Source organism: Helicobacter canis (assembly GCF_900451095.1).
Classification (GTDB): Bacteria; Campylobacterota; Campylobacteria; order Campylobacterales; family Helicobacteraceae; genus Helicobacter_B; species Helicobacter_B zhangjianzhongii.
The window spans coordinates 1,740,933-1,763,308 of the sequence record NZ_UGHV01000001.1; the positions used below are offsets into that span (position 1 = coordinate 1,740,933).

Sequence of the window (22,376 nt, forward strand, 5' to 3'; positions counted from 1 at the left end):
CAATCCATAAATCCAAAAGTGGATTCTAGCCTTTAGACCAATCTAGCTAGATTCTGCTATGCGCTTAAGATAATTTTCTGTGCTGCTAGCGATGAAATCGCGCAAGCTCTTAGGCTCTAGCACCACCACATTTGGTATCCACATAAGCACTAAAGGTGCGATCTCCATAGCACTTGTGATATAGAGCGTAATATCTAGGCTGCCATCGGCGTTTTCATCTAGGTGCTGATTGGGGGAGATTTTCTTGCGTTTAAAATACTTTGCGATTATAGGATCTATCCATAATCGCACCATAAATGGCTCTTTTTCTGGGGAAAACCACGCATTAAGCGCGTTTTCAAGCCGTGCTAAAATCTCTTGGCTCACGCGCTTGCCCTGCCCTAGCTCGCGTATATTAGTGATGTTGTTTAGGTAAAACTTCTTTATCTCATTGGATTCTAGCCCTAGCAAATACCACTCACCGCTAAAGTTTAGAATCTTTAGTGGCAGCACTTCGCGCTGTGTGCGGGCTGTGCTGTGGCTTAGGATATTTGGCTCTTTTAAAAACTCAAATCCAATGACTTTATGCTCTTTAATGGCTTTTTGCAAGCGTGCGATAGACTCTGGCTCTAGGGCTATCTCCTCTAAATTTGAGCGGGTGAAAAACGGCTCTGCATTGTGCGCGCTGGTGGATTCTAGGGAGTTTAGGAGGGAGAGCATTTGGGATTTGATCTCGCCATTCATACTATATGCAAAGCTTCTTAGCAGGGCTAGGGCGATAAATGAGTCTGCTTGGCTCGTGCTATTTGGGAGCTTGCTGCCTAGGAAGTAGATAGTATCTCGCTCATAGCTAAAATCCGCGCCCATCATCTCTACATCTCTGCGCAAAGTCCTAAGGCTTACGCCAAACTCTTGCGCTAGGGTCTTGGCACAGAGTGAGCCATCGCTTTTGGGGTGGTAGAGTAGGGTTAGGATTTTGGTCAGTCGTGCGAGCCGCTGGGTGTAGTCGTGCCTAGGCATAATGCTCCTTTTTAGAATCTAAATTTTTGCAATGGATTCTAGGATATTAAAAGGGGATATTGTAGGGCAAATTTCTAAATCTTTGACATAACGCTGTCAAACTGCGCGCTATAACTTCACCCTAGATTCTAGCTTTGTAGCGGTCTGGTGCAGGGGGACCTGGGCTGCATTGTCCTTGCGTTTTTTTTTTTTTGATTAGAATCCCTGCGCAAATCTAAATCTAAAAGGAGCGAGAAATGGCACAAGAATCCGTGGAAAAAGTTTTTAGCAACAATAGGCGTTTTTCTATCCCAAAATATCAAAGAGACTATGCGTGGAAGAAGAAAAACTTAGATGAATTGTGGGAGGATTTAGAAGAAGCAAAAAATGCAAGCAGTGATAGTATGGGACATTTTCTAGGCACGATTGTTGTAGCAAAAGAGCCAAATAGTGATGCCTACTATATCATTGATGGGCAGCAAAGAAGCACGACAATCTTTATGCTCCGCTATGCGCTTAATGCTAAAACAAAAGATCCTGCTTGGAATATGAATATTTTTCGTGATGAAAATAAAGAGCTTAGATTGCAAGTTTCTCCTGCTAATCAGGAGTTTTTCAAGGCAGTTCTCACACAAGCAGATAACAATAAACGCGATACAAGCCTGAAAAATAGGATTGAGACAGATGGGCAGAAGCGATTGTATGAAGTCTTTGAAGCGATTTGGGATTATGTGGGTAAGCTAGAATCCACTCAAGCTAAAGAGTATCTCTCTGTGCTAGATAAAATGGTGCTTATGTGGCTAGAGGAAAAGGATTCTGGGCGCGCTATACGCACATTTCAAAGTGTCAATGATAGGGGCGTGCCACTTCTTTTGCTAGATAAGTTAAAAGCCTTGCTTATTTTGTATTCAAATAAATATAGCAATGATAATGGCACACTTGATAATGAGATCAATGAGCGATTTGGAGAGATTTTCAAAATCGCTACGAAAATACGGAAACATAAGCTTAGCTCATCGCTTGGCGATAGGGAGTTTGCCAAGGAAGTGGAAACGCGTGTTTTTAACTACCACGCTTTGGGACAAGCTGACATTGGGCATTATCGGTATGGGGCAGCAGAATCGTTTAAAAAAATCAAAGAGCTATTAAAATCTAAAACAAAAAATCCACAAGAGTTATTAGAGTATATTGATACATACTCTAGTGATTTGCTTGAGTTTTTTAAAGCATTTTATCGCGTTATGCAAAGGACAGAGACAAGTGCTGAAGCCTTTAAGCTTCTTTACATTTTAAGAATCAATCCTTTGTTTTACTCATCATTAGTAAGACTAGAGATGAATGGGGTTTTAGATGATGAGTGTTTAAGGCTTTTAGCACAGGCGGAAGTGTTTTTCTATGGCTGCTATTCAACCAATGATTCAAGGGCTTACAATCTTTATGAAGCCACCGATAGTAAAAACAGCTTTAGAGAGAGAATAATACAAGAGTGTAAAAAATGTGCTAAAGGCGACTACTCTAGTGTTGATGATGTGCTTAGAGATATAGCAAGAGATGATTACGACTGGGGGAAATATTTTCGCTATTTATTTTTCACTTATCGCTGTGATGATATGGACGCTAGGGCTTTTAATGACCTGCTTAGTAGTGATGATGAAGATGATAATGGGGATAGCAATAAAACAATGCAGCCATACGATATAGAGCATATTGTCCCGCTTAATGCGTTTGAGAATGGCTCGTTACAACAATATGGCTTTGACAATGCTCGTGAATTTGATGTCATAAAAGATGACTTTGGGAATTTACTTGTTTTAGAAAGTAAGCTTAATAGAAAAATACGAGATGGCGGGGCGCAAATTAAAAAAGAAGCTTATAAAGATTCTAAAATACCTTACAACAGAAACTTTGCAAATACACTTGAATCTTTTGGCAAAAAACGCATAATAGAAGAAAATGAAAAATTCACACAATGGGCTAGGGAGTTTTTCAAAGATTTTTTATGCTAGATTCTAGGCTCTCTTAAAGCTTTTTAAGAGGGTATTTGCTGCTTATATATCCGCGCAGATTCTGCGCAAAATCTCTCCATAAATTTACACAAGTTTCTATAAACTACACTTCTTTGACATAACGCTGTCAAAGATTTATGCTACGCTTATGTGATGTAACTCCCTATAAAAGGACAGCTATGAATCTCTCAAAATCTCGCTTTATCAAAGGTATGCAGTGTCAAAAGCTGCTATGGCTTCTAGCTCATAAAAAGGACGCTCTAAGCCCGCCAAGCAAGGAGCAGGTGCAGATTTTTAGCATAGGTAATGAAGTCGGGGAGCTTGCCTGCGAGCTCTTCCCCAATGGGACTAGAATCCACTTTGATGATGGCATAAGCCACAATGCCAAACGCACAAAAGAGCTGCTAGATTCTGGCGTTGGCGTGATATATGAAGCGACTTTTATCTATCAGGGCATTGTTGTGATGGTCGATATTTTGCAAAGCACAGCACAAGGGTTTATCATCAATGAGGTGAAAAGCTCTACAAGTCTCAAAGAAGTGTATATCTATGATTTAAGCGTGCAGCACTATGTCATCACACATTGCGGATATAGTGTAAAGGGCGCGAATCTTATCCATTTAAACACAGACTACAAAAGGTGCGATTCACTTGAGCTAACAGAGCTATTTTCTATCGTGCCTTGCTTAGAATCTGTGCAAGAATTTGCCCCAAAGATTCCAGCAATTTTGCAAGAGTTTGCTAGCACTTTAGAGGGGCAAGATGAGCCTAGCATTGATATAGGGCTGCATTGTGATGATCCCTACTCTTGTGAGGCAAAGGCTTATTGCTGGGAGGCTCAAAGGGGCATAAAGGGGGAGGATTCTATTTTCAACCTTGCGTGGCTTAAGAGCGATAAAAAGCTAGAGCTATACAGGCAAGGGGTATTACGCTTTAATGATATAAAAGATATAAATACGCTAAGCTACAAGCAGATTCTACAAATAGAATGCTTTCAACAAAAATCCGTGCATATACAAAAGGATAAAATCAAGGAGTTTTTAGGAAGTTTGCGTTATCCCATTTATCATTTAGATTTTGAGACTTTTCAGCTCGCTGTGCCTAAATTTGTAAGCACAAGTGCCTATGAGCAAATCCCGTTTCAATTCTCACTTCATATCCAGCATAAAAATGGCAAGCTAGAGCATAAAGAATTTTTAGCCAAAAGTGGCATTGACCCTAGAGCTGAACTCATCAAAACTCTGCTAGATTCTATCCCGCCAAATGCCTTTATCCTAGCTTATAATGCGAGCTTTGAAAAAGGTGTGATTGAAAGACTTGCTGCAAGCTTTCCGCAGTATGAAAAGGAGCTTTTGCATATCGCTTCACAGATTGAAGATCTAATGACTCCCTTTGCCGTTAGGCATTATTATCACTATAAGCAAAATGGCAGCCACTCTATCAAGCTCGTGCTTCCAGCCCTTGTGCCACAAATGGAATCTGCTTATAAAGAGCTAAATCTCGTGCATAATGGAGAAGAGGCTATGGAGTGCTTTGCCGCGCTAGAATCTATGCCTAAAAATGAGCAAGAGAAGTATCGCCAAGCCCTTTTAGCCTACTGCAAGCTTGATACGCGTGCTATGGTGGAGATTATCAAGGCGTTGGAAAAGCTAGTGGGCTAGGGGTTTTATGGTATTATGTCATTATTCTAATTTACAATGAAAGGAACACTATGAGTAAGAAAATCTACAAACCACAAACCACAGAAGAGCTAAAAAATCTTGTCAATGATGAGAGTATCCACTTGGGTGATATTGATACAAGTGCTATTGATTGTATGGCTTTTTTGTTTCAAGATTCTACACGCAGGGACTTTAGCGGGATAGAATCGTGGAATGTGAGCAATGTAACTAGTATGTCTTATATGTTTCAAAATACAAAGAGCTTCAATCAACCTTTAAACTCTTGGAATGTTAGTAATGTGGAAGATATGTCTTTTATGTTTGCAAATGCAGAGAGTTTTAATCAGCCTTTAAGCTCTTGGAATGTAAGTAAGGCAACTGATATGAGTGATATGTTTGCGGATGCAAAGAGCTTTAACCAGCCACTAGATTCTTGGGATACAAGCAATGTAACTGATATGGCAGGAATGTTTTATAACGCAACAAGCTTCAATCAGCCACTAGAATCGTGGGATATTAGCAAAGTGGAAGATATGGATTCTATGTTGAATGGTGCGGAGAGCTTCGATCAGTCGCTAGATTCTTGGAATTTGACTATTAGAGAGTGGAAAATGTGTTTTGGTGATTAAATAAAGATAAGTGGCAAAGATTCTAAAGCTTAGAATCTGCTCTTTCATATTTCGCTTTTGCCAAATTTGACGCATTAACCCTCTCCCCTCCCTTTGTGTGTGTGTGAAATCCTGCAAACTTACGCAAAATCTCTTAGCAATTCTACATACATTTTAATCCCTTTTGTCATAACGCTGTCAAAGCTATGCGCTAGAATCCACTACATAGTAAAGATTAAGGAGCGACAATGAGCTATAAACATCGCATAGAATCTATAGTAAAAAGCTTAAGTCAAGGCGTGTATGAAAAAGATGAGGCTTTAAAGCTTATATTGCTTTCATTTCTAAGTGGTAAATCTGCCTTTTTATACGGACCGCCCGGCACGGCAAAGAGTCTTGTCGCAAGGCGTGTGGCATTAGCCTTTGATATGAGTGAAAAAGTGGATTCTAAAAAGGATTCAGCTTTGGGTAGTCATTCCGCAGATTTAGCACATTTTGAGGCAACCGCAGACTCTTGCTCTGCCCCAAAATGTGCTAAAAACTACGAAAGCACCACTACAAATCCTAGAATCCGTGATGAAGAAAAACAAACGCAAAAAGTGGATTCTAATACTTTCTTTGCCTACTTAATGAATCGCTTCAGCACCCCTGAAGAAATCTTTGGTCCAATCGACATAGCCGCACTGAAAAACAACAAGCTCACACGAAGCACACAGGGCTATCTCCCCACAGCGCATTTTGCGTTTTTAGACGAGATTTGGAAAAGCTCTCCTGCTATCCTAAACACCCTTTTAACCATCATCAACGAAAAGATTTATCGCGATGGCAATATGGATATAAAAGTCCCACTAAAAGGGCTAGTATGCGCGAGCAATGAATTCCCCACGCCAAATCAAGGGCTAGAAGCCTTGTATGATAGGCTTATTGTGCGATTAAAGGTCTTGCCTGTTGATAGAAAAACTAGCTTTGAAGCCCTGCTGAAAGGCACAGGTGAAGCACAAATTACTATCGCAAATCCTATCACACTAAAAGAGCTGCAAGACATAGCGCAAAAGGCTAAAAATGCTACATTTTCTCAGCAAGCCTTGCAAACACTCCACACCCTAAAAGCTTCTATAAAATCCCACAATAAATCCTTGCAAACAAATATAGATAAAAATAGCGAGCCTAGCGAGCCAATTTACATCTCTGACAGGCGGTGGGTAGCTATGGCAGAGCTTTTGAGAGTAGCGGCAGTTTTAAGCGATAGAGATGAAGTGCTACTTGCAGATATTATGCTTTTAAAGCATTGTTTATGGAGCGATGAGGCACAAACTCAAGTGATACAAAATCTTCTAGAAAAGTCGATACAAGCTACCTTGCGCAATGATCCGCGATATGACATATCAGCCTTGCAAACATCATATCAAAACCATTATGATAAAAGCATAGCGGAGCTTTATGACAATTATCAACCAAAGCAAATAGATGACAAGATAAAAGATCTTTATACTAAAGAGTGCGATAATATCGCCCAAAAAATTGCCACAAAGCAAAGCGCACTTCAAGAGGATCTTGATACCGCACAAAGCAAAATGGCAAACCCATTTTTAGCCGCTAGGGATTATCAGCCCATATTGCGCAATATTACGCAGCTGCAAGATGAGTTAAAGCAGCTTGACATCGCCCTAGAGCAGCTAAAAACCATTATACAAACCCAGCCTACGCCCATACCATTTCCAACTAGATACACAAAACCAAAATATAAGCCAAAAAGCAAAAAAATGCTAAAAAAACTTGTAAAAGATGAGAGTGTTTATCTAGGTGATATTGATACAAGTGCTATTACAAATATGAGTGAGCTATTTAAAGACTCAAATCGCACAGACTTTAGTGGGATAGAATATTGGAATGTGAGCAATGTAACTAATATGTCTCATATGTTTCAAAATACAAAGAGCTTCAATCAACCATTAAACTCTTGGAATGTTAGTAATGTGGAAGATATGTCTTTTATGTTTGCAGTTGCAGAGCATTTTAATCAGCCAATAGACGCGTGGAATGTAGAAAGCGTAACAGATATGGGTTTTATGTTTTATGGTGCAAAGCATTTTAATCAGCCACTAGATTCTTGGAATGTTAGCAAAGTAACTACTATGAGCAGTATGTTTCAAAATGCAAGGCATTTTAATCAGCCAATAGGCGCGTGGAATGTAGAAAGCGTAACAGATATGAGTTTTATGTTTTATGGCGCAGTGAAGTTTTGCCAAGTGCTTGATAATTGGAATGTCTGTAATGTAACTAGTATGGGCTATATGTTTGATGGCGCATATGAAATGATGCGCCGACCACCTAAATGGGCTAATGATCAAGCTTTGATGAGGTAGGCTATGCAGAGCACACTACAAGATATAGAACACAACCCGCGCTACACAGCATTGCTACACAATGAAGTGGTGCGTGCGTATTTAGACAAAATCCACGCTAGCTATCTAGCACTCCAAGATAAGCTAGCTTCTAGCCACCCCTTTTGGCAAGAAGAGTCAGCACACTATAGGCGAGCACTCACGCCCACTATCAATCACCAAACCTTACAAGATGATAGGCAAAGCTTTTTGAGCTATAACCAAGATCATCAAAGCGAGCTAGACTCCCTTGCCTCTAATCATCAAGCAAGCCTAGATTCTAGTAGGGAGCATATTTTGCAGTATTGGGAAAAAGTCCTAGAATCTAAAAAATCAATGTGGCTAGAGCCTAAGAGAAAACAAGCAGAAAGAGAATATATCCAAGGTCTTATAGGAGCGTTAGAATCTATACTTGAGCTACAAGAGATGCTAGGGGGTTTAGGGCTAGAGTCATCTACTTTAATGCAAGAGATGCTGGGGGGAATGAAGTTTGATATAAATGAGGGTAGTGGGGGCGATGAGATGGAAGGTGGGGTTGAAGGAGAGGGGCAAGAGCAAGTTAGTCAGCAGGGATATGGCAGTGGGCTAGGGCAAAAAGGCTGTATTGACATCGCAAAAATCAAGCAGTATTTGAAAACTTTGCAAAGCAGTAAGCACTTGCGCACAATCGCAGATCTACTAGGCAGGGGCAGGCAAGATGGAGATGCGCTGGGCTCAAGCACTATGGGGGATTCTAGTGTAAAGCTAACAAATACATATAAAGAAGAAATGTGTGGGATAACTTTAGGGCGAGATTTGGCAAATCTCTTGCCCCAAGAGCTAGCAATGCTAAATGACCCAGATTTAGAGCTACTCTTTGATCTCAAATATATTCAAAACCGCCTTTTTTGCTTTGAGAAGCAGAGCTTTGATACGCCCAAAGAGCAGCAAGAGAAAACTAAAGGCGCGATAATAATCTGTGTAGATACAAGCTCTAGTATGCAAGGCACTCCAGAATATCTAGCAAAGGCTTTGACACTCTATCTTGCTACAAAGGCAGATATGCAAAGCCGCGCTTGCTATCTTATCAACTTTTCTAGCACCATAGAGACTATTGATCTAAGTGGCAAAGATGGCAGAGCGAAGCTTCTAGGCTTTTTGGCGATGAGCTTTAATGGCGGCACTGATGTAGAGCCAGCATTAGCAGAAGGGCTTAAAAAAATGCAAGAAGATGATTTTGTGCAATCAGATTTGATTGTCATTACAGATGGTTGGTTTGATGGTTTTTCAAGCAAATTAGAGAAGCAAACACAAGACCAAAGGCGCAATGGCAATAGATTCTATCTTTTAGACATAGATGGCACTTATGACACGCACACATCTTTTGATACACATTGGGTATATAATAGCCACACAGATAGGCTGCACACTCGGCACTCTCATCACCCTAGCATTAGCTAGATTTACTTAAGTCTTTATATCTTGGTTTAGCTTTGTCATAACGCTGTCAAATGTGCTTGCTAGAATCCACTTTTACTACAACAGCAGGAGACACTATGGATAGAAATACGCTTAATGAGATTCTAAAAATTTTGCCTGATGATTTTGGCTTTAAAGCAGTATTTGAAGAGCCAGAAAATGAAGCTTTAAAAGATTCTCAAGTGCTTATACTCGGCATTGGTAAGCATAAAATCGAATTCACAAATGGCAAATATCGCCCAAAAAATAATGATGAGCTTAAAGCATTATGCGATATTGATAGCATTGAGCTTGATGATATTGACCCAAGCAAAGTAACGGATATGAGCAGAATCTTTGATGGCTCTACACGCAAGGATTTTAGCGGGATAGAGTCGTGGGAGGTAAGCCAAGTAAAAAGTATGTGGGCGATGTTTAGAGATGTGCATATTGAGCGACATTGGAGCTGGAATATTAGCCGCTGGAATGTAAGTAGCGTAGAGGATATGAGCCATATGTTTGAAGACTCTAGCTTTAATGGCGATATTAGCCGCTGGAATGTCGGCAAGGTAAAAAATATGAATAGTATGTTTTGGAATAGTGATTTTAATCAAGATATTAGCGATTGGGATATTAGCAATGTGGAAGATATGAGCGGTATGTTTGCCTACTCGCTAGCTTTCAATCAAGATTTAAACAAATGGCGCGTAAATCCCAAAGCCGATATAGATAGAATGTTTTTTGGCACTGAGGCGTTATGCATACTGCCAAAGTGGGATATAGAGCTTTTTGCGTATTCTAACTATGTGTTTGCTGGCACGATATTTGATGCCTTTATCACAAGAAAAATCGATGATTTTTACAAGCAAACGCAGCGATTCTATCCGCTGACAAACAGGCAGCTATGCAATCTAACAGAACGAGAAGAAATACAACTCAGCCAAATTGATGTATCAAACATCACTGATATGAGTTGTGTTTTTAGTGATTTTTTCTCTAGTCGCAAGGATTTTAGCGGGATAGAGTCGTGGAATGTGAGTAATGTGGTCAATATGTATGGTATGTTTTATTGTAATCGCTGGTTTAATGCTGATATTAGTGGCTGGAATGTAGAAAATGTGGAGGATATGGAAAATATGTTTTGTGGAACAGAGCAGTTTTGCCACAGCTTAAATGAGTGGAATATCAACAATCAAGTCAATATACAAGGCATATTTGCCGACACAAATTACCCTAAAAAATATATAAAATCGTGGCGTGAAAAAGTGGGCGAAGAGATGTTTGACAAGGCGTTTATTAAGAGAGTGTGGCAAAGAAAATAATCACAACCTACCCTAAGCGTTCAAGAGCTTTGGTAGAACTTCAGCAGGAAATGTATAAGCCACCTTGCTATAATGCCGCTGTCTAAAACAGGAGAAACTATGGAATATGGGAGATTTTTTGAACGCGTGAAGAGCTTTTTAGAACAAGCAGAGAAGCACAAAAGGCGTGGGAATAATGACTTCAATCCCTACTTGCAAATGTGGAGTGAGAGCAATGAAGTCAAACTGCATAGCTCGTTAATAAGCGGATTTTTAGATCCTAGGAATAATCACTATCAAGGCGATGTGTTTTTAGAAACATTTTTAGAATGCGTAGGGCTTAGAGAATGGTTTGGCAATGCAAGCAATGCTAGGGTGTATAAAGAGTATAAAAATATTGATGTATATATCACGAATGGTGAGCGGCATATCATTGTAGAAAATAAGATTTGGGCGGAAGATCAAGACAGACAAATTGAGCGATATATTGAGATAATGGCAAAAGAACAAAGCAAAGATTCTAATGATGATATGGAGTCTAGCGAGACAGAATCTAGCGAAAGTGAAACGCCACAAGAGCAAAGTGCGTCCTATGACAATATTGCTGTGCTTTACCTAGCCCCTGATGAGCGAAAACCTTCAAAAGATAGTCTAGGCAAATGGGAAATACAAGGAGATTATCTTGTAGATAGGCAAGGCAATCAAGTGCGATTTAAAGCTATCACTTATAAAAATGAGATTCTAAAATGGATAGAAAATTCACAGGCAAAAGTTGGCTGTATCACGCATCTAAATTCCGCACTATACTTCTATAAAGATGTCGTGCAAATCGTTACAAAAACAAAGGAGAACACAATGAGTGTAGAGAAATTTTTAACACAGGGAAATATGCAGGAAAATATGGAAATAGTCTTTGAGATTCTAAAGAATAAAGACAAAATTATAGAATCTTATTGTGAGGTGATTATAGAAAAGCATAGAGAGCAAATTGAAAGCAAAGGCTTTGAGATTGTTAAGACAAGTAAAAATAAAAAAATGGGCAGTTGGGGCAAGAATGATTTAAGCTACCCCTTTATGATTAAGCCTAAAGATTGTGGTAAATACTACTTTGCCTTTTGTGTGGAACATTATATTCAAAAAGAGAAATATAACTGCTATGGTGTGCGGATTTTTGAGCAAGACTTGAATGATAATTTAGATGATAATATATCGAGCAAAATCATAGATTATTTAAATGTCAAGTTTGTTTGGTGGCTTAATTATGATAAAAATTTTTGGTGGTATGCGTTTGATACTTCAATAGCAGAATTAGAGTTTAACTTGCAAGCATTTTTGGATTCTAGCGAGATTAAATCCTTGAATAAAAAGCTTAAATCCTATCAAGGATAGCAATATAGCTCCCACAACGCAAAGACTAGAATCTTGCTTTGTGGGCTACACAATCCTCAAAGATTCTTCAATATTTAATACATTTGTCATAATGCTGTCAAAGCTCTGTGATATAGTTTTGTTTATTAAAGGTAAAAATAAGACATAGCAAGATTTTACCAACTCATCATAACAAATCTTAAAAAGGGGAAAAATGGATAAGCCTAATGTCAAGGAAATTTTAGCAAGTTTGTCTGGGGTTTGGAGTCAAAATAAAGATGAGAATCTTAACACACCTAATGAGATTCTAGATAGCTTGTCTAATGACTTTATTGAGACTAATTTCTGCATAGGTGATAGTTTCAAAGCCCTTGCAAAAACTCCCAACCAAGATGTAGCAGCCATAAACAAACAGCATATACAATCAAAAAAGGTCGCACTTATGAAGTTTTTACAATACGCTGAAAAATATGAAGCTCTATCACAAGAGCTACGATTTGAAATGCCTCCTCACATAGAGATATATTTACGCTATGTGCGGAATTTTTCAATCAGCTACAATGATACACAATACTTCATACAACAGATTTTAACATCAGCATTCTCTCCAAGCTTTTACATTGGTGATAGTTATAGTTACAATAGAGCCTTTGAAGAGACAATTTTGGATAGAAAGTATAGTTCCCCTAGTGCGGAGAAAATTACACAATATATCTTTTTTAAAGTTTTGCTTGATGTGCTAAATAGGCAGGGGCTAGATTACAATAATCTTTACACACATTTTGGTTATTGGAAAAGCAAGGGAAAAATCAAGCGACATTTTGCCCATATATTACCCTTCATTCAAGCCACACTCACGCTAAAGCCCTAGATGACTATCTTTCACAGATTCCACAAAATAAAAAAGAAAAGAAGAGATTCTATTATGATATAGCAAGTGAGCCTAGTTTAGAGCATAACTACCCAAATATAAGCTATTTTCAAATCCATAAAATCATTTCGCTTTGTTACAACGCCATTTTAAGATTACAAAAGTGGCAAATAAAGCCTCTTGTAGAACTTTTGGAATCTTATGATTCTTCTCGTATTTATATAGAGCTAGAGCCAAATAGTTTTGAAGATATACTAACCCGCCTCCAAGCCATAGCAAAGCCCAAGTCAAAGCGCTCTTTGAGATAAGCTACAATGCAAGTATGTTTTCTTTCTATAAGAGAGACTACCTTTACAAGGAAACTTACACGGAAAATTACACGCACCATAATTTTCATTTTTATAGTGACAGAACAAAAGATGAGATAAATCAGTTTTTAAAAACTCTACATTATGTTATGCAATACTATAAACAACTTTTTAAAGCAAAAGGGCATAGGGCTATATTATTTGCAGATTCTATAACGAAAAGCCTTGCTGTGCGGGTGCTTTTAGAATCTTATAATGATGAAAGCATTCCACAAGAGAAAAATTTTGATAACGCAAAACGAGTTATATTTACCTATCTGTATATCTCTAGTGATGTTGATATAGAGTGGAATCCAAACGATAAGGAATTTGTTTTGTATAAAAACGATGTGTTTTTGTTTTTCTCTAATTTCGCAGAATATCAACGCTATGGACGGGGATTGTATGAATGGAATGGATTTGATTATACGATAAAAGAGTATCATTCTTATCTATGCCTAGACCACAAAGCCAAACACAAAAAGCAATTGCAAAAATCTCGCCAAAAACTTGCAAATACACAGGCAGACGGAGCAAGATTTGAGCTATTTTCTTATATTGATAGGGAGCAGATAGAACAAATAGAGCAAACTCAATTGCAACATAAAGCCTTTGATTTAGCCAGCACAAATTACCTTGCTCTTTTAGATATAGAGCAATCAAAGCTACTTTTACAAGCAATGCTAGATACGCTATGTGGCAAACAGACTAAGCCAAATATTGAGTTAGTTACAAATTTTGAAGCTATAAGCATTAGTGGTGATGAGCTAAAAAATGTAGCATATATACATCTTAAATCTTTTTTGGGATTTATTTATGATAAGTGTATGATAAGGGTTGTGGGGCTAGAGCAAAGCGACTTTATAGAGTATTGCTTAAGTGCGATTTTACAAAGTGGGCAATGGGAGAGTGCGTTTGAAAATTTGCGACAGCAGAATATATAAGATTCTACATAGAATCTAGTAAGAGTAAGGTCAAAAACGCTTGACATTGTGTTTTTTTTTTTTTTTTGATACACATACTACATTTAATAAGGAGCAATAATGAAAGATTTTGCAAAAGGGCTTAAGGCGGCAAATGAGAAGTTTCAGCAAGAAAAGAAAGAGGGGCGATGTGATTTTAATATCTTTGAAGCTTTGAAAGTAGAGATGAAAGAAAATTACCATAGTGCCTTTTTGGCATATTTGCTTGATAGTAACAAAGGGCATTATCAAACTATCTTTTTAGAAAAGTTTTTAGAACGCATAGCAAACACGCAGGGGCTTAAAACAAAGCTAACGCATTTTAAAAGCAAAGATTGTGAAAGCATTACAACTGAATCTGCCATACACCAAAACAGACGCATTGACATATTAATGAAGTTTAATAATGGCTCTCATATCATCATAGAAAATAAGATTAATGCCTATGACCAAGAAGCACAGATTAGAGACTATGTAGAATCTCTACATAAACAGGGGGTGGGGGCAGAGCAGATTCTTGTTATCTATCTTACAAAAGATAATGCCGAGCCAAGCGATGATTCCTTGTGTAAATGGGAAATTCAAAAACACGAGATTGTTGATTCAAGTGGGACACCAAAGGCGTATTATCTAGGCATAAGCTATGAGTGGATAAAAGAATGGCTAGAAAAAGATTGTTTAAAAAGTATAGAAAAAGAGGGATTAAAATCCATTAATGGCAAAACAAAAGCTGAAAATGGGCTAAATAAGATTATTCTTTGTTTAAATCAATATATTGAGATTTTAAATTCACATATTCTTAATACATCAAAGACACCAAATAAAAAAGAAACAAAGGAATACATTCTTGATTGTGTTATGCAAAATGCAGATTTTACAAACAAAGCTTTAGAGATATTAAGTAAAGATAAACAAGACAATAAAGAGCAACAAGAATGCTATGAGATTCTAAAAGAGCATAAAAATGCAATACAAGATTCTATCTTGCAGGATTTTTATAATGCAGTGAAGTGCTATTGCCGCGACAAAGAATTGCTTAAAATAGGCAATACGATTTGGTATGCTGAAAACTATGAAAATGGCATTTTATTCTATAAAAAGGCAGATAAAGACAAAGCAGAGAGCGGTAGGGAAATGGTGTATTTATTTTTTGCTATCAAAGGTGAAACAAGTGCGTGTTTTACCGCCGATGCGTATGGTGCAAAGGAGCTAGATGGCAAGGATTTCATTAACAAAGCATTTGAATATGGCGAATATTTTAAGAAAGAAGCCAAAGGTGCGGGGTTAAACAGCTATAAGCCCTATTTAAAAGACTACAAAACCTTTCAGCCTAAATGTGAAAATGAGCTTGAGCTATGCAAATGGATATATAGCGGCACACAAGATTCAAACACAAAAGAAAAAGTTTTAAACAAGGTGGTTCAAAAATTTATCCCATTTTTTAAGGCATTTGCAAATAAACCTTTAATCAAAGAATATATTGATAAATATTCTAAACTTTTTAATGACTACGCCAAAACGCTAGAGGGCTAAAAGCAAGATTCTAATCTTGCTTTGTAAGCCACAAAATTCGCAAAGATTCTTAAACATTTAATCCATTTGTCACAACGCTGTCAAAGCTCTTTGCTATAACTTCACTTGCCTTATTCTCACACGACAAACACACAACAAAGGGGAGCTATGACTTTAAGCACACATTACACCACAGACGCCTTAGAATCCATCTTTGCCACCGCGCAAAAGGCTGAGTTTATGGGGATCATCTCTGCATATAGAGAGCATAAAATCATCAATGGAAAAACACAGCCCCTAAGCGAGCAAGAGAACTATCAGCATAATTTTTGGCGGCACAAATTTTAGGGCTAATGCTCAAGAAAGGGACATTGCTTGCGCGAGCTTTTGCGCCCTATCACGCAAGGCTAGCAGCCACACTTCAGGGCAAAAGGTGGATTCTGGGGTGGAATCTAAGGCAGGGTCAAAAGTGGATTCTAGGGGTGAAAATCAAGCAGGGAGTGCGGAAGTGGATTCTAGCCTAAGCCCTAGCAGCCCACACACAGGCTTGCAATATGAGTGGTATTTCTATCTTGTGTGGAGTGAAAACGCAAGCGATGGCATTGAAGTCGGTAAGCTTGGCAGAGCGTGTGGCAATGCCTACTACCTATCAAGCGGCGGGATAATGCACGGCTTTTCCCCGCATAAACGCGGCATAGCACTTAAGCCCTACATCGGCAAGAGGCGCATAAGCCCGCGCAGAGCGATAAATATGCTTCATCGGTGGTTTTTAGAGACAGATGGCACAGAGCTTATTGGAATCCGCTTTTATCAAACTATGCAAAATAGCTCACTGCGGCGGCAGGCGCGCGGAAGTCTCGCACGATTTCATAATATTTCTTATTTGTATTATGCTCTTCCGCGATTTGATAAGCAAAATCCACGCATAGATGCAGAGGAATATCTGCGATCGGATTCTATGATTATAGAGAGTATAGAAAACAAAACCCTATCGCCCTTTATGCTTAGATATATCTTTGAAGAAAGGGGGCTTATGTTTGTGGATAAAAGCAGCTCTTAAAGGGATTAGTAAAAGCGTGTTTGCATTGCGGCTTTTTAGAGCAGCTTCGCTCTAAAAGTCCTCCCAAGCTTCGCACCTAGCTTTGTGATGTTTTTTCGCAAATTCAAGATCCATAGAGTAAAAAACTGCGTTTAAAGATTTAGGGCGACCATTTTCATCTTCGTATTTTTCACACAATGCTTTGTAGATTTCATCATTTTCATCGCAATCCACAGCTATGCTGCCAAGATAAGGATACTCCAAATACCCGACAGACACGAGATCAAATACCGGTGTTAGCTTTGCTTGTGGAAAATGTGTATCCATAAATTGTAAAAACTCTTCTCGCGCTTCATTGTCGATGTGCTTTTCATCAAGTGCGGATTCGTCTTTCGTGCGTTCTTTATGGACATAAAAGCGGTTATAGACTTCATTAAAGCAGAGCCAAAAAGACATTTTGTCTATGGAGACAGTGTATTCCTCAATAGTTGGTAAAACGATAGGCATTCAAACTCCGTTATTTAAGATATTGCTCAACGCGGCATTATAGCGACCAATGTCTTAAAAGTATTGACTAAAAGATCAAGCAGAAGTAGCATAGAGCTAATCCTTTGTCATAACGCTGTCAAAACTCTTTGCTATAACTCCACTTGCCTTATTCCCACACGACAAACACCGCAAAATAGCGGCTAATTTGGCATAATGAGCGTATCACACTTACAAGGAGATTGAATGACAGATGAGAATCTAAGGCTATTTTTACAGCGTTTTAGGGAGTTTAATGCCGAGATTGAAGCGCGAAAAAAGCGCGGGCAAAATGATTTTAACCCCTTGCTTTGCGTGCAAAAGCTAGATGATGAAGAGAATATGCACAGTGGCTTTTTATATGCCCTGCTTAATCCCAATGGGGAGCATTACCAAGATGATTTATTTCTAAAGCTCTTTGTGAAGTCCATTGGGCTGCAAGAGTGGTTTGGTAATACAAATAACGCAGAAGTGCATAAGGAGAAAAAACGCATTGATATGTATATCACTAATGGCACAAAGCATATCATTGTAGAGAATAAGATTAACGCAGGAGATCAAAACGAGCAAATTGCGCGATATATAGAAGCGATTGCGAAAGTGGATTCTAGCGATAGGGGAGAATCCAGCGTAGAGTATGAAAATATCGCGGTAGTGTATCTAGCCCCGCATATCAAAAATCCCACACAGCAAAGTCTAGGCAAATGGAAAATACAAGGGGATTTTCTTGTAGATAGTGAAAATCATCAAGTGCGATTTAGGGCGATCTCATATGAAAATGAGATTATAGATTGGCTAGATTCTGCCCTAAATGAAGCAGGCGGGATAAGCAATCTAAGAATGGCAATAGAGTGCTACACAGATGTAGTAAAGCGACTTACGGGAAAAAAGGAGAACACAATGGATTTACAAGCATTTTTTAGTAAAGACGGCAATAAGCAGTTTTTAGACATAGCATTGGAGCTAGTGGCTAGAAAAGATGAAGTGACACGCGCCCATTTTAGTGCGATTGCAAGGGAGATTAAAGGCAAGTATAAAGAATACAGGACAGAAGTTTGGAGCTATGGAACAGGCATCTCTGTGCTACATAATAAGTTTGTTGAAATAAGAAACTTTTGTTTTTATATAGCAGCAGAAATTGCTAATAAAGAAGAGGTGTGGTTTGAAATTTATCTATCGGGTTACAATCCACAACAAACAACAAAACTTATCCCAAAACTTGGAGAAGTTCTTGGTGTAAGCAATGATAATTTTGATGATAGTATGCTCGAAGATGGGTGGTTGGCATTAAAAGAATTTGAGGAAATTGATTTAAAAGACTTCACGCAAAAAAGTTTTATGGAGTTTTTTGAAAGCGTGAAAGATAAGGTCTATCAATTTAATCAAAAAATCGCAGATGATTTAGCAAAGCCAGATTCAAAGCTCAGCAAGCTTGTGCCGCCTACCGAAATAACAGAGATATTTTTGCCTCAATATGACAATGTCAAAAGTGGATTCTAGGCACAATGCTTTTTCTGTCATTGCGAAGCCCTTTAGGGCTGAAGCAATCCATAAATCAAAAAGTGGATTCTAGTGATACTAAGAAAGACTATTTTGCTAGCGCAAAATTTGTGGATCGCCACGCCGCTAACGCGGCTCGCGATGACAGCAAACCGCCACAAGTGAAAAAGTGGATTCTAACGATACTGATGACAGAAAACACGCTGTCACTTTTCTCAATCTCTCCGCATTTTTTCATCTTTTTCACTTTTTTGACATAACGCTGTCAAAGCTCTTTGTTATAACTTCACTTGACAAAGCGATACTTCACTTTGCAATACACACAAGGAGTGATTATGCTAACACAAGCAAAAAGAGACAATAAAGTCCTAAGCAAATATAAAGCAAGAAGACAAAGGGCGTTGAAGAAGATAGAAGGCACACTTATAGATTCTAACAAAGAAGCCCTGCAAAAGCTCCTGCCCTTTCAGCCCATAGCCAACGACAAAGACTATGAGAAAAAGTTTTTTGCCACACATCTTATGAATCTTTTCCCGCACACACTGGATTTTGATGACTGCTTCAAGCTTTTTAGAAAAAATTTTAATGCAAATTTAGCTGATTTTAGTGATGAAGCTATGGTCGCAGAGTTTATCACGCCCTATCTTTTAGAGCATTTTCACGCGCTAAAGCCTAAAGCCTTTGTGCGTAGGAATCTTAAGCTTTTGCAAGAGTGCTTTGGACTAAGTGAGATTGAAACAAATATTTTATACATCATCGGCTTGTTTGATAAGATGAATAGATACTATGATGATAAGCTTGATTATTTGGAGTTTTGCCTACTTTTAGCCAGTGTGTTGCAGACTAGTCCCACAAAGATTCAAAAGCTGCTTATGGCGGATATGCCGCTTAGAAAGTTTGACTTTATTGATGATAGGCACAGAAGCGGTGAGTTTGAATTAGAAAGCTTTACTGAAAGACTTATGCAAGAGCCTTTTAGCAAACAAGAGATGATGAAAAGAATCGCTAGAATCTACCCCAAAAGCACGCTTGAAATAGCGGATTTTAGCTATATGAAAAGCGACTTAGATATGCTGCTAAACTATTGTAAAAATGCGAAAAATCCTAGCGTTTTTCTCTATGGCAAGCCCGGCGTGGGTAAAAATGAGATAGCAGCCCTTATCGCAAAAGAGCTAAATAGAGAGCTATGGGAGATACACAATATTGATACACAAGGCATAATGAGAGAGGATAGACTTGAGCAGTTTATACGAGCTCAAGCTATGCTAAAGGCGGATAAATCTGTGATTTTGCTTGATGAGTGTGAAGAGTTTTTCCCCAGCTTGTCTCCCAAATACAACGAAGATAAACCCAGCAAAAACACGCTCAATAAAATGCTAGAATCCGTGAAAATCCCAAGCATTTTTCTAAGCAATAGCGCAAATATTGACCCGGCGTTTTTGCGGCGATTTGACATCGTGCTAGAAATCCACGCCCCGCCAAAAGAGAAAAAGCAAGCAATGATAGAAAAAGCCCTAAAGTCCCAAAGGATACAACTAGATTCTATGATTATTAGCCAAATTTGCGAGTCTAGCCTCTCTCAAGGCGTGCTTTTGCAAGCGTGTAAAGTAGCAAAAACTTTGGCAAAACATAAGCTATATAGCTTGAAAAATTGCGAAAAAACTCCAAAAAGCACAGCCGCAAACAGCCGCATTATCACCCAAAGCCTTATCCAAGTGCTAAATGAGCATTTAAAGCTGCAAGGGCAAAAGCTCATTGCTACAAGCAAGCCTAGGTCTCTTCCCTATGATATGAGCTTGATTCACGCAAGTGTGGATATGAAAGCTCTGTGCGAGCGGATAAAAAGCGTGTGCGGGGCAAAAGATGCAAATGTGGATTCTAGCTCTAGCGGGCAAGATTCTACACAGGGCGTTAGGATTCTAGCGTACGGTATGGCTGGGAGCGGCAAGAGTGAGTTTGCCAAAGCCCTAGCCGAAGAGCTAGATAAGCCTATAATATTAAAAAAGGCAAGTGATCTGCTCTCTATGTGGGTAGGAGGGAGTGAGAAAAATATCGCAAAAGCTTTTAGGGAGGCGGAGCAAAGGGGGGCGATTTTAGTGCTTGATGAAGTGGATAGCTTTTTGCAAGATAGGAGTGGGGCGAGTCGTAGCTGGGAAGTTAGCCAAGTGAATGAAATGCTCACACAAATGGAGAGCTTTGCTGGCATATTTATCGCTACGACAAACTTTATGGATAATTTAGATAGAGCAAGTATCAGGCGATTTGATATGAAGATAGAGTTTAAGCCGCTAGATTTTGCCAGGCTGCAAAAAGCCTTTAGCCTGTATGCGCAGCATTTGGGGATTGGCGATTATGCTGCATTCCTAGAATCCACTTTTGGCAAAAGGGAGCTAGAAAAGCTAGAGAATATCTGCTTTGGGGATTTTGCTTTGATCGCTAGGGGGGCAGCCTTTGCGCCGCTAGAGTCTGCGGAGCAGTTGCTAGAAAAGCTGCAGGAAGAAGCGCGGATTAAGAGCTTGAGTGCGAGTAGCAGCAAGCGCGTGGGATTCTAGGGTGAATGGCTATGGATAAGCACAAGCTAAGTGAGATTCTACAAGCTCTGCCAGATAGCTTTAGCTTTACAGCAGTGCTTGAAGAAGTGATAAAAGAGAAAGAAAAGAAGTGTAAAGTGGCATTTGAAGAGTCAAGCGAGCAGGCTCAAGCCCAAACCCTGCAAGATCAGATCGCGGAAGCCTACCTAGAATCCAAAGAGCAAGAGCTGTGGGACGATATACAAGAGAGTTTAGAGCGGTTGCTTTGGGCAGATGTGGTGGGGTTTGTGCCAGAAGATGACAAAGTGTGTCATTATGATAAAGAGTCTAAGCAGTGGGTGGATTATAATAGCTATTGGGGTGCTCGCATAAAAGAGCAGCTAGAATCTAGCGGGATTTTTATGAGTGAAGATGAGTTTGCTTCAATGCTTGATTTGATACACTCTATGTATCTATCATCGTGGGGTTATACTCTCTGTGCGATGGATTTGCAAGATTTTTATTATCATTACTTAGATTGCTATATAGCTGATTATCTATGCTTGAAGAATAAAAGGAGCGAACAATGAAAGACCTTAAACGAGTGATGATTTTTAGCGGGGCGGGGCTTAGTGCAGAGAGCGGGCTAAGGACATTCCGCGATAATGATGGCTTATGGGAGGAATTTGACATTATGGAAGTGTGCAGTGCTAGGGGCTTTGCAAAGGATAGGCAAAAGGTGCTAGATTTCTATGATCAAAGGCGGATACAATTAGGGCAAGTCGCCCCAAATGCCGCGCATAAGATGATAGCCAAGCTTAAAGCAGCATATCCGCAAGAAGTCGTAGTGATAACGCAAAATGTCGATGACTTGCTAGAAAGAGCTGGGTGTGAAGAGGTCATTCACTTGCACGGATTTTTGCCTGAGGTGCGCTGCGAGTCTTGCGGGGAGATCACAAATATCGGCTATGTGGCTATGCCAAGCTCTGTGTGTGGGGTGTGCGGGGCGCAGAGCTTGCGGCATAATATTGTGATGTTTAGTGAGCCTGCGCCAAACTATGCCCTGCTAGATAGCGAGCTAGAGCGGCTAAAAGCGGCGGAGGAGAGCTTGTTTGTCTGTATCGGCACAAGTGGCGAGGTGCTAAATGCGGCGCAATTTACTCTCTACGCCAAGCAAAGCATACTAAACAACCTAGAATCCAGCCACCTTGATCGCTACTTTGATGTGCGCTTCATCGAGCCAGCCAGCTGTGCTGCGCCAAAGATCAAAGATCTTGTAGAAGGCTTTTGCGCAAAGTGAGCTAATCTCCTAGCTTTGCCTTGTAGCACGCTTCTAGAATCCTTATTTGTCATTGCAAGTTTTGCAA

The 22,376-nt window shown here is 39.3% G+C and carries 19 protein-coding genes; 17 read left to right on the forward strand and 2 right to left on the reverse strand.

The window, feature by feature from the left end; all coding sequences use genetic code 11:
- Positions 1-42: 42 nt before the first annotated feature.
- Positions 43-999, reverse strand: a complete 957-nt coding sequence (locus DX060_RS08185; RefSeq protein WP_115011992.1) for a helix-turn-helix transcriptional regulator — start codon at positions 997-999, stop codon at positions 43-45.
- 236 nt (positions 1,000-1,235) lie between these two features.
- Here DX060_RS08185 and DX060_RS08190 point away from each other — a divergent pair, with 236 nt between their 5' ends.
- The 12 genes from DX060_RS08190 to DX060_RS08245 all read left to right on the forward strand — a co-directional run bounded on the left by DX060_RS08190 (position 1,236) and on the right by DX060_RS08245 (position 16,495).
- A complete protein-coding gene (locus tag DX060_RS08190; protein ID WP_115011993.1) occupies positions 1,236-2,984 on the forward strand; it encodes a DUF262 domain-containing protein in 1,749 nt (582 codons plus the stop codon).
- Between the two features lie 179 nt (positions 2,985-3,163).
- Positions 3,164-4,645 carry a DUF2779 domain-containing protein gene (locus DX060_RS08195; protein ID WP_115011994.1) on the forward strand — a complete coding sequence of 494 codons (1,482 nt, stop codon included), beginning with the start codon at positions 3,164-3,166 and terminating at the stop codon, positions 4,643-4,645.
- A 50-nt stretch (positions 4,646-4,695) separates the two neighbouring features.
- Positions 4,696-5,274 carry a BspA family leucine-rich repeat surface protein gene (locus DX060_RS08200; protein WP_115011995.1) on the forward strand — a complete coding sequence of 193 codons (579 nt, stop codon included), beginning with the start codon at positions 4,696-4,698 and terminating at the stop codon, positions 5,272-5,274.
- 227 nt (positions 5,275-5,501) lie between these two features.
- Positions 5,502-7,619 (forward strand): BspA family leucine-rich repeat surface protein, encoded by a 2,118-nt coding sequence (locus DX060_RS08205; RefSeq protein WP_181814251.1) that lies wholly within the window; start codon positions 5,502-5,504, stop codon positions 7,617-7,619.
- A gap of 3 nt (positions 7,620-7,622) precedes the next feature.
- Positions 7,623-9,077 carry a VWA domain-containing protein gene (locus DX060_RS08210; RefSeq protein WP_115011996.1) on the forward strand — a complete coding sequence of 485 codons (1,455 nt, stop codon included), beginning with the start codon at positions 7,623-7,625 and terminating at the stop codon, positions 9,075-9,077.
- Between the two features lie 95 nt (positions 9,078-9,172).
- On the forward strand, positions 9,173-10,396 hold the full coding sequence (locus DX060_RS08215; RefSeq protein ID WP_181814252.1) for a BspA family leucine-rich repeat surface protein: 1,224 nt from the start codon (positions 9,173-9,175) through the stop codon (positions 10,394-10,396).
- A 99-nt stretch (positions 10,397-10,495) separates the two neighbouring features.
- The gene (locus tag DX060_RS08220; RefSeq protein WP_115011998.1) at positions 10,496-11,764 is read left to right on the forward strand and encodes a PDDEXK-like family protein; all 1,269 of its coding nucleotides are present in this window, start codon (positions 10,496-10,498) and stop codon (positions 11,762-11,764) included.
- Between the two features lie 193 nt (positions 11,765-11,957).
- Entirely contained in the window at positions 11,958-12,614 is a 657-nt protein-coding gene (locus DX060_RS08225) for a hypothetical protein (RefSeq protein ID WP_115011999.1), read from the forward strand.
- 538 nt (positions 12,615-13,152) lie between these two features.
- Positions 13,153-13,905, forward strand: a complete 753-nt coding sequence (locus DX060_RS08230) for a hypothetical protein (RefSeq protein ID WP_147278808.1) — start codon at positions 13,153-13,155, stop codon at positions 13,903-13,905.
- Between the two features lie 99 nt (positions 13,906-14,004).
- Complete coding sequence (locus DX060_RS08235; RefSeq protein ID WP_115012001.1) at positions 14,005-15,456, forward strand: PDDEXK-like family protein; 1,452 nt, start codon at positions 14,005-14,007, stop codon at positions 15,454-15,456.
- 147 nt (positions 15,457-15,603) lie between these two features.
- A complete protein-coding gene (locus DX060_RS08240; RefSeq protein ID WP_115012002.1) occupies positions 15,604-15,783 on the forward strand; it encodes a hypothetical protein in 180 nt (59 codons plus the stop codon).
- A gap of 85 nt (positions 15,784-15,868) precedes the next feature.
- Positions 15,869-16,495 carry a hypothetical protein gene (locus DX060_RS08245; RefSeq protein ID WP_115012003.1) on the forward strand — a complete coding sequence of 209 codons (627 nt, stop codon included), beginning with the start codon at positions 15,869-15,871 and terminating at the stop codon, positions 16,493-16,495.
- A 51-nt stretch (positions 16,496-16,546) separates the two neighbouring features.
- Here the strand turns inward: DX060_RS08245 and DX060_RS08250 are convergent, their stop codons facing one another.
- Entirely contained in the window at positions 16,547-16,981 is a 435-nt protein-coding gene (locus tag DX060_RS08250) for a hypothetical protein (protein ID WP_115012004.1), read from the reverse strand.
- Positions 16,982-17,206: 225 nt separating this feature from the next.
- On the opposite strand from DX060_RS08250, the gene DX060_RS08255 reads away from it, so the two are divergent.
- From DX060_RS08255 to DX060_RS08275, 5 genes are all read left to right on the forward strand, one after another.
- Positions 17,207-18,499 carry a PDDEXK-like family protein gene (locus tag DX060_RS08255; RefSeq protein ID WP_115012005.1) on the forward strand — a complete coding sequence of 431 codons (1,293 nt, stop codon included), beginning with the start codon at positions 17,207-17,209 and terminating at the stop codon, positions 18,497-18,499.
- Between the two features lie 5 nt (positions 18,500-18,504).
- Positions 18,505-18,759: a hypothetical protein gene (locus DX060_RS08260; protein ID WP_115012006.1), complete on the forward strand. Its 255-nt coding sequence runs from the start codon at positions 18,505-18,507 to the stop codon at positions 18,757-18,759.
- A 75-nt stretch (positions 18,760-18,834) separates the two neighbouring features.
- Positions 18,835-21,051 (forward strand): ATP-binding protein, encoded by a 2,217-nt coding sequence (locus tag DX060_RS08265; RefSeq protein WP_115012007.1) that lies wholly within the window; start codon positions 18,835-18,837, stop codon positions 21,049-21,051.
- Positions 21,052-21,062: 11 nt separating this feature from the next.
- A complete protein-coding gene (locus DX060_RS11480; RefSeq protein WP_181814253.1) occupies positions 21,063-21,599 on the forward strand; it encodes a hypothetical protein in 537 nt (178 codons plus the stop codon).
- Positions 21,596-22,309: an SIR2 family NAD-dependent protein deacylase gene (locus DX060_RS08275; protein WP_115012008.1), complete on the forward strand. Its 714-nt coding sequence runs from the start codon at positions 21,596-21,598 to the stop codon at positions 22,307-22,309. Before DX060_RS11480 ends, DX060_RS08275 begins: the two co-directional genes overlap by 4 nt.
- The last annotated feature ends 67 nt before the right edge of the window (positions 22,310-22,376 follow it).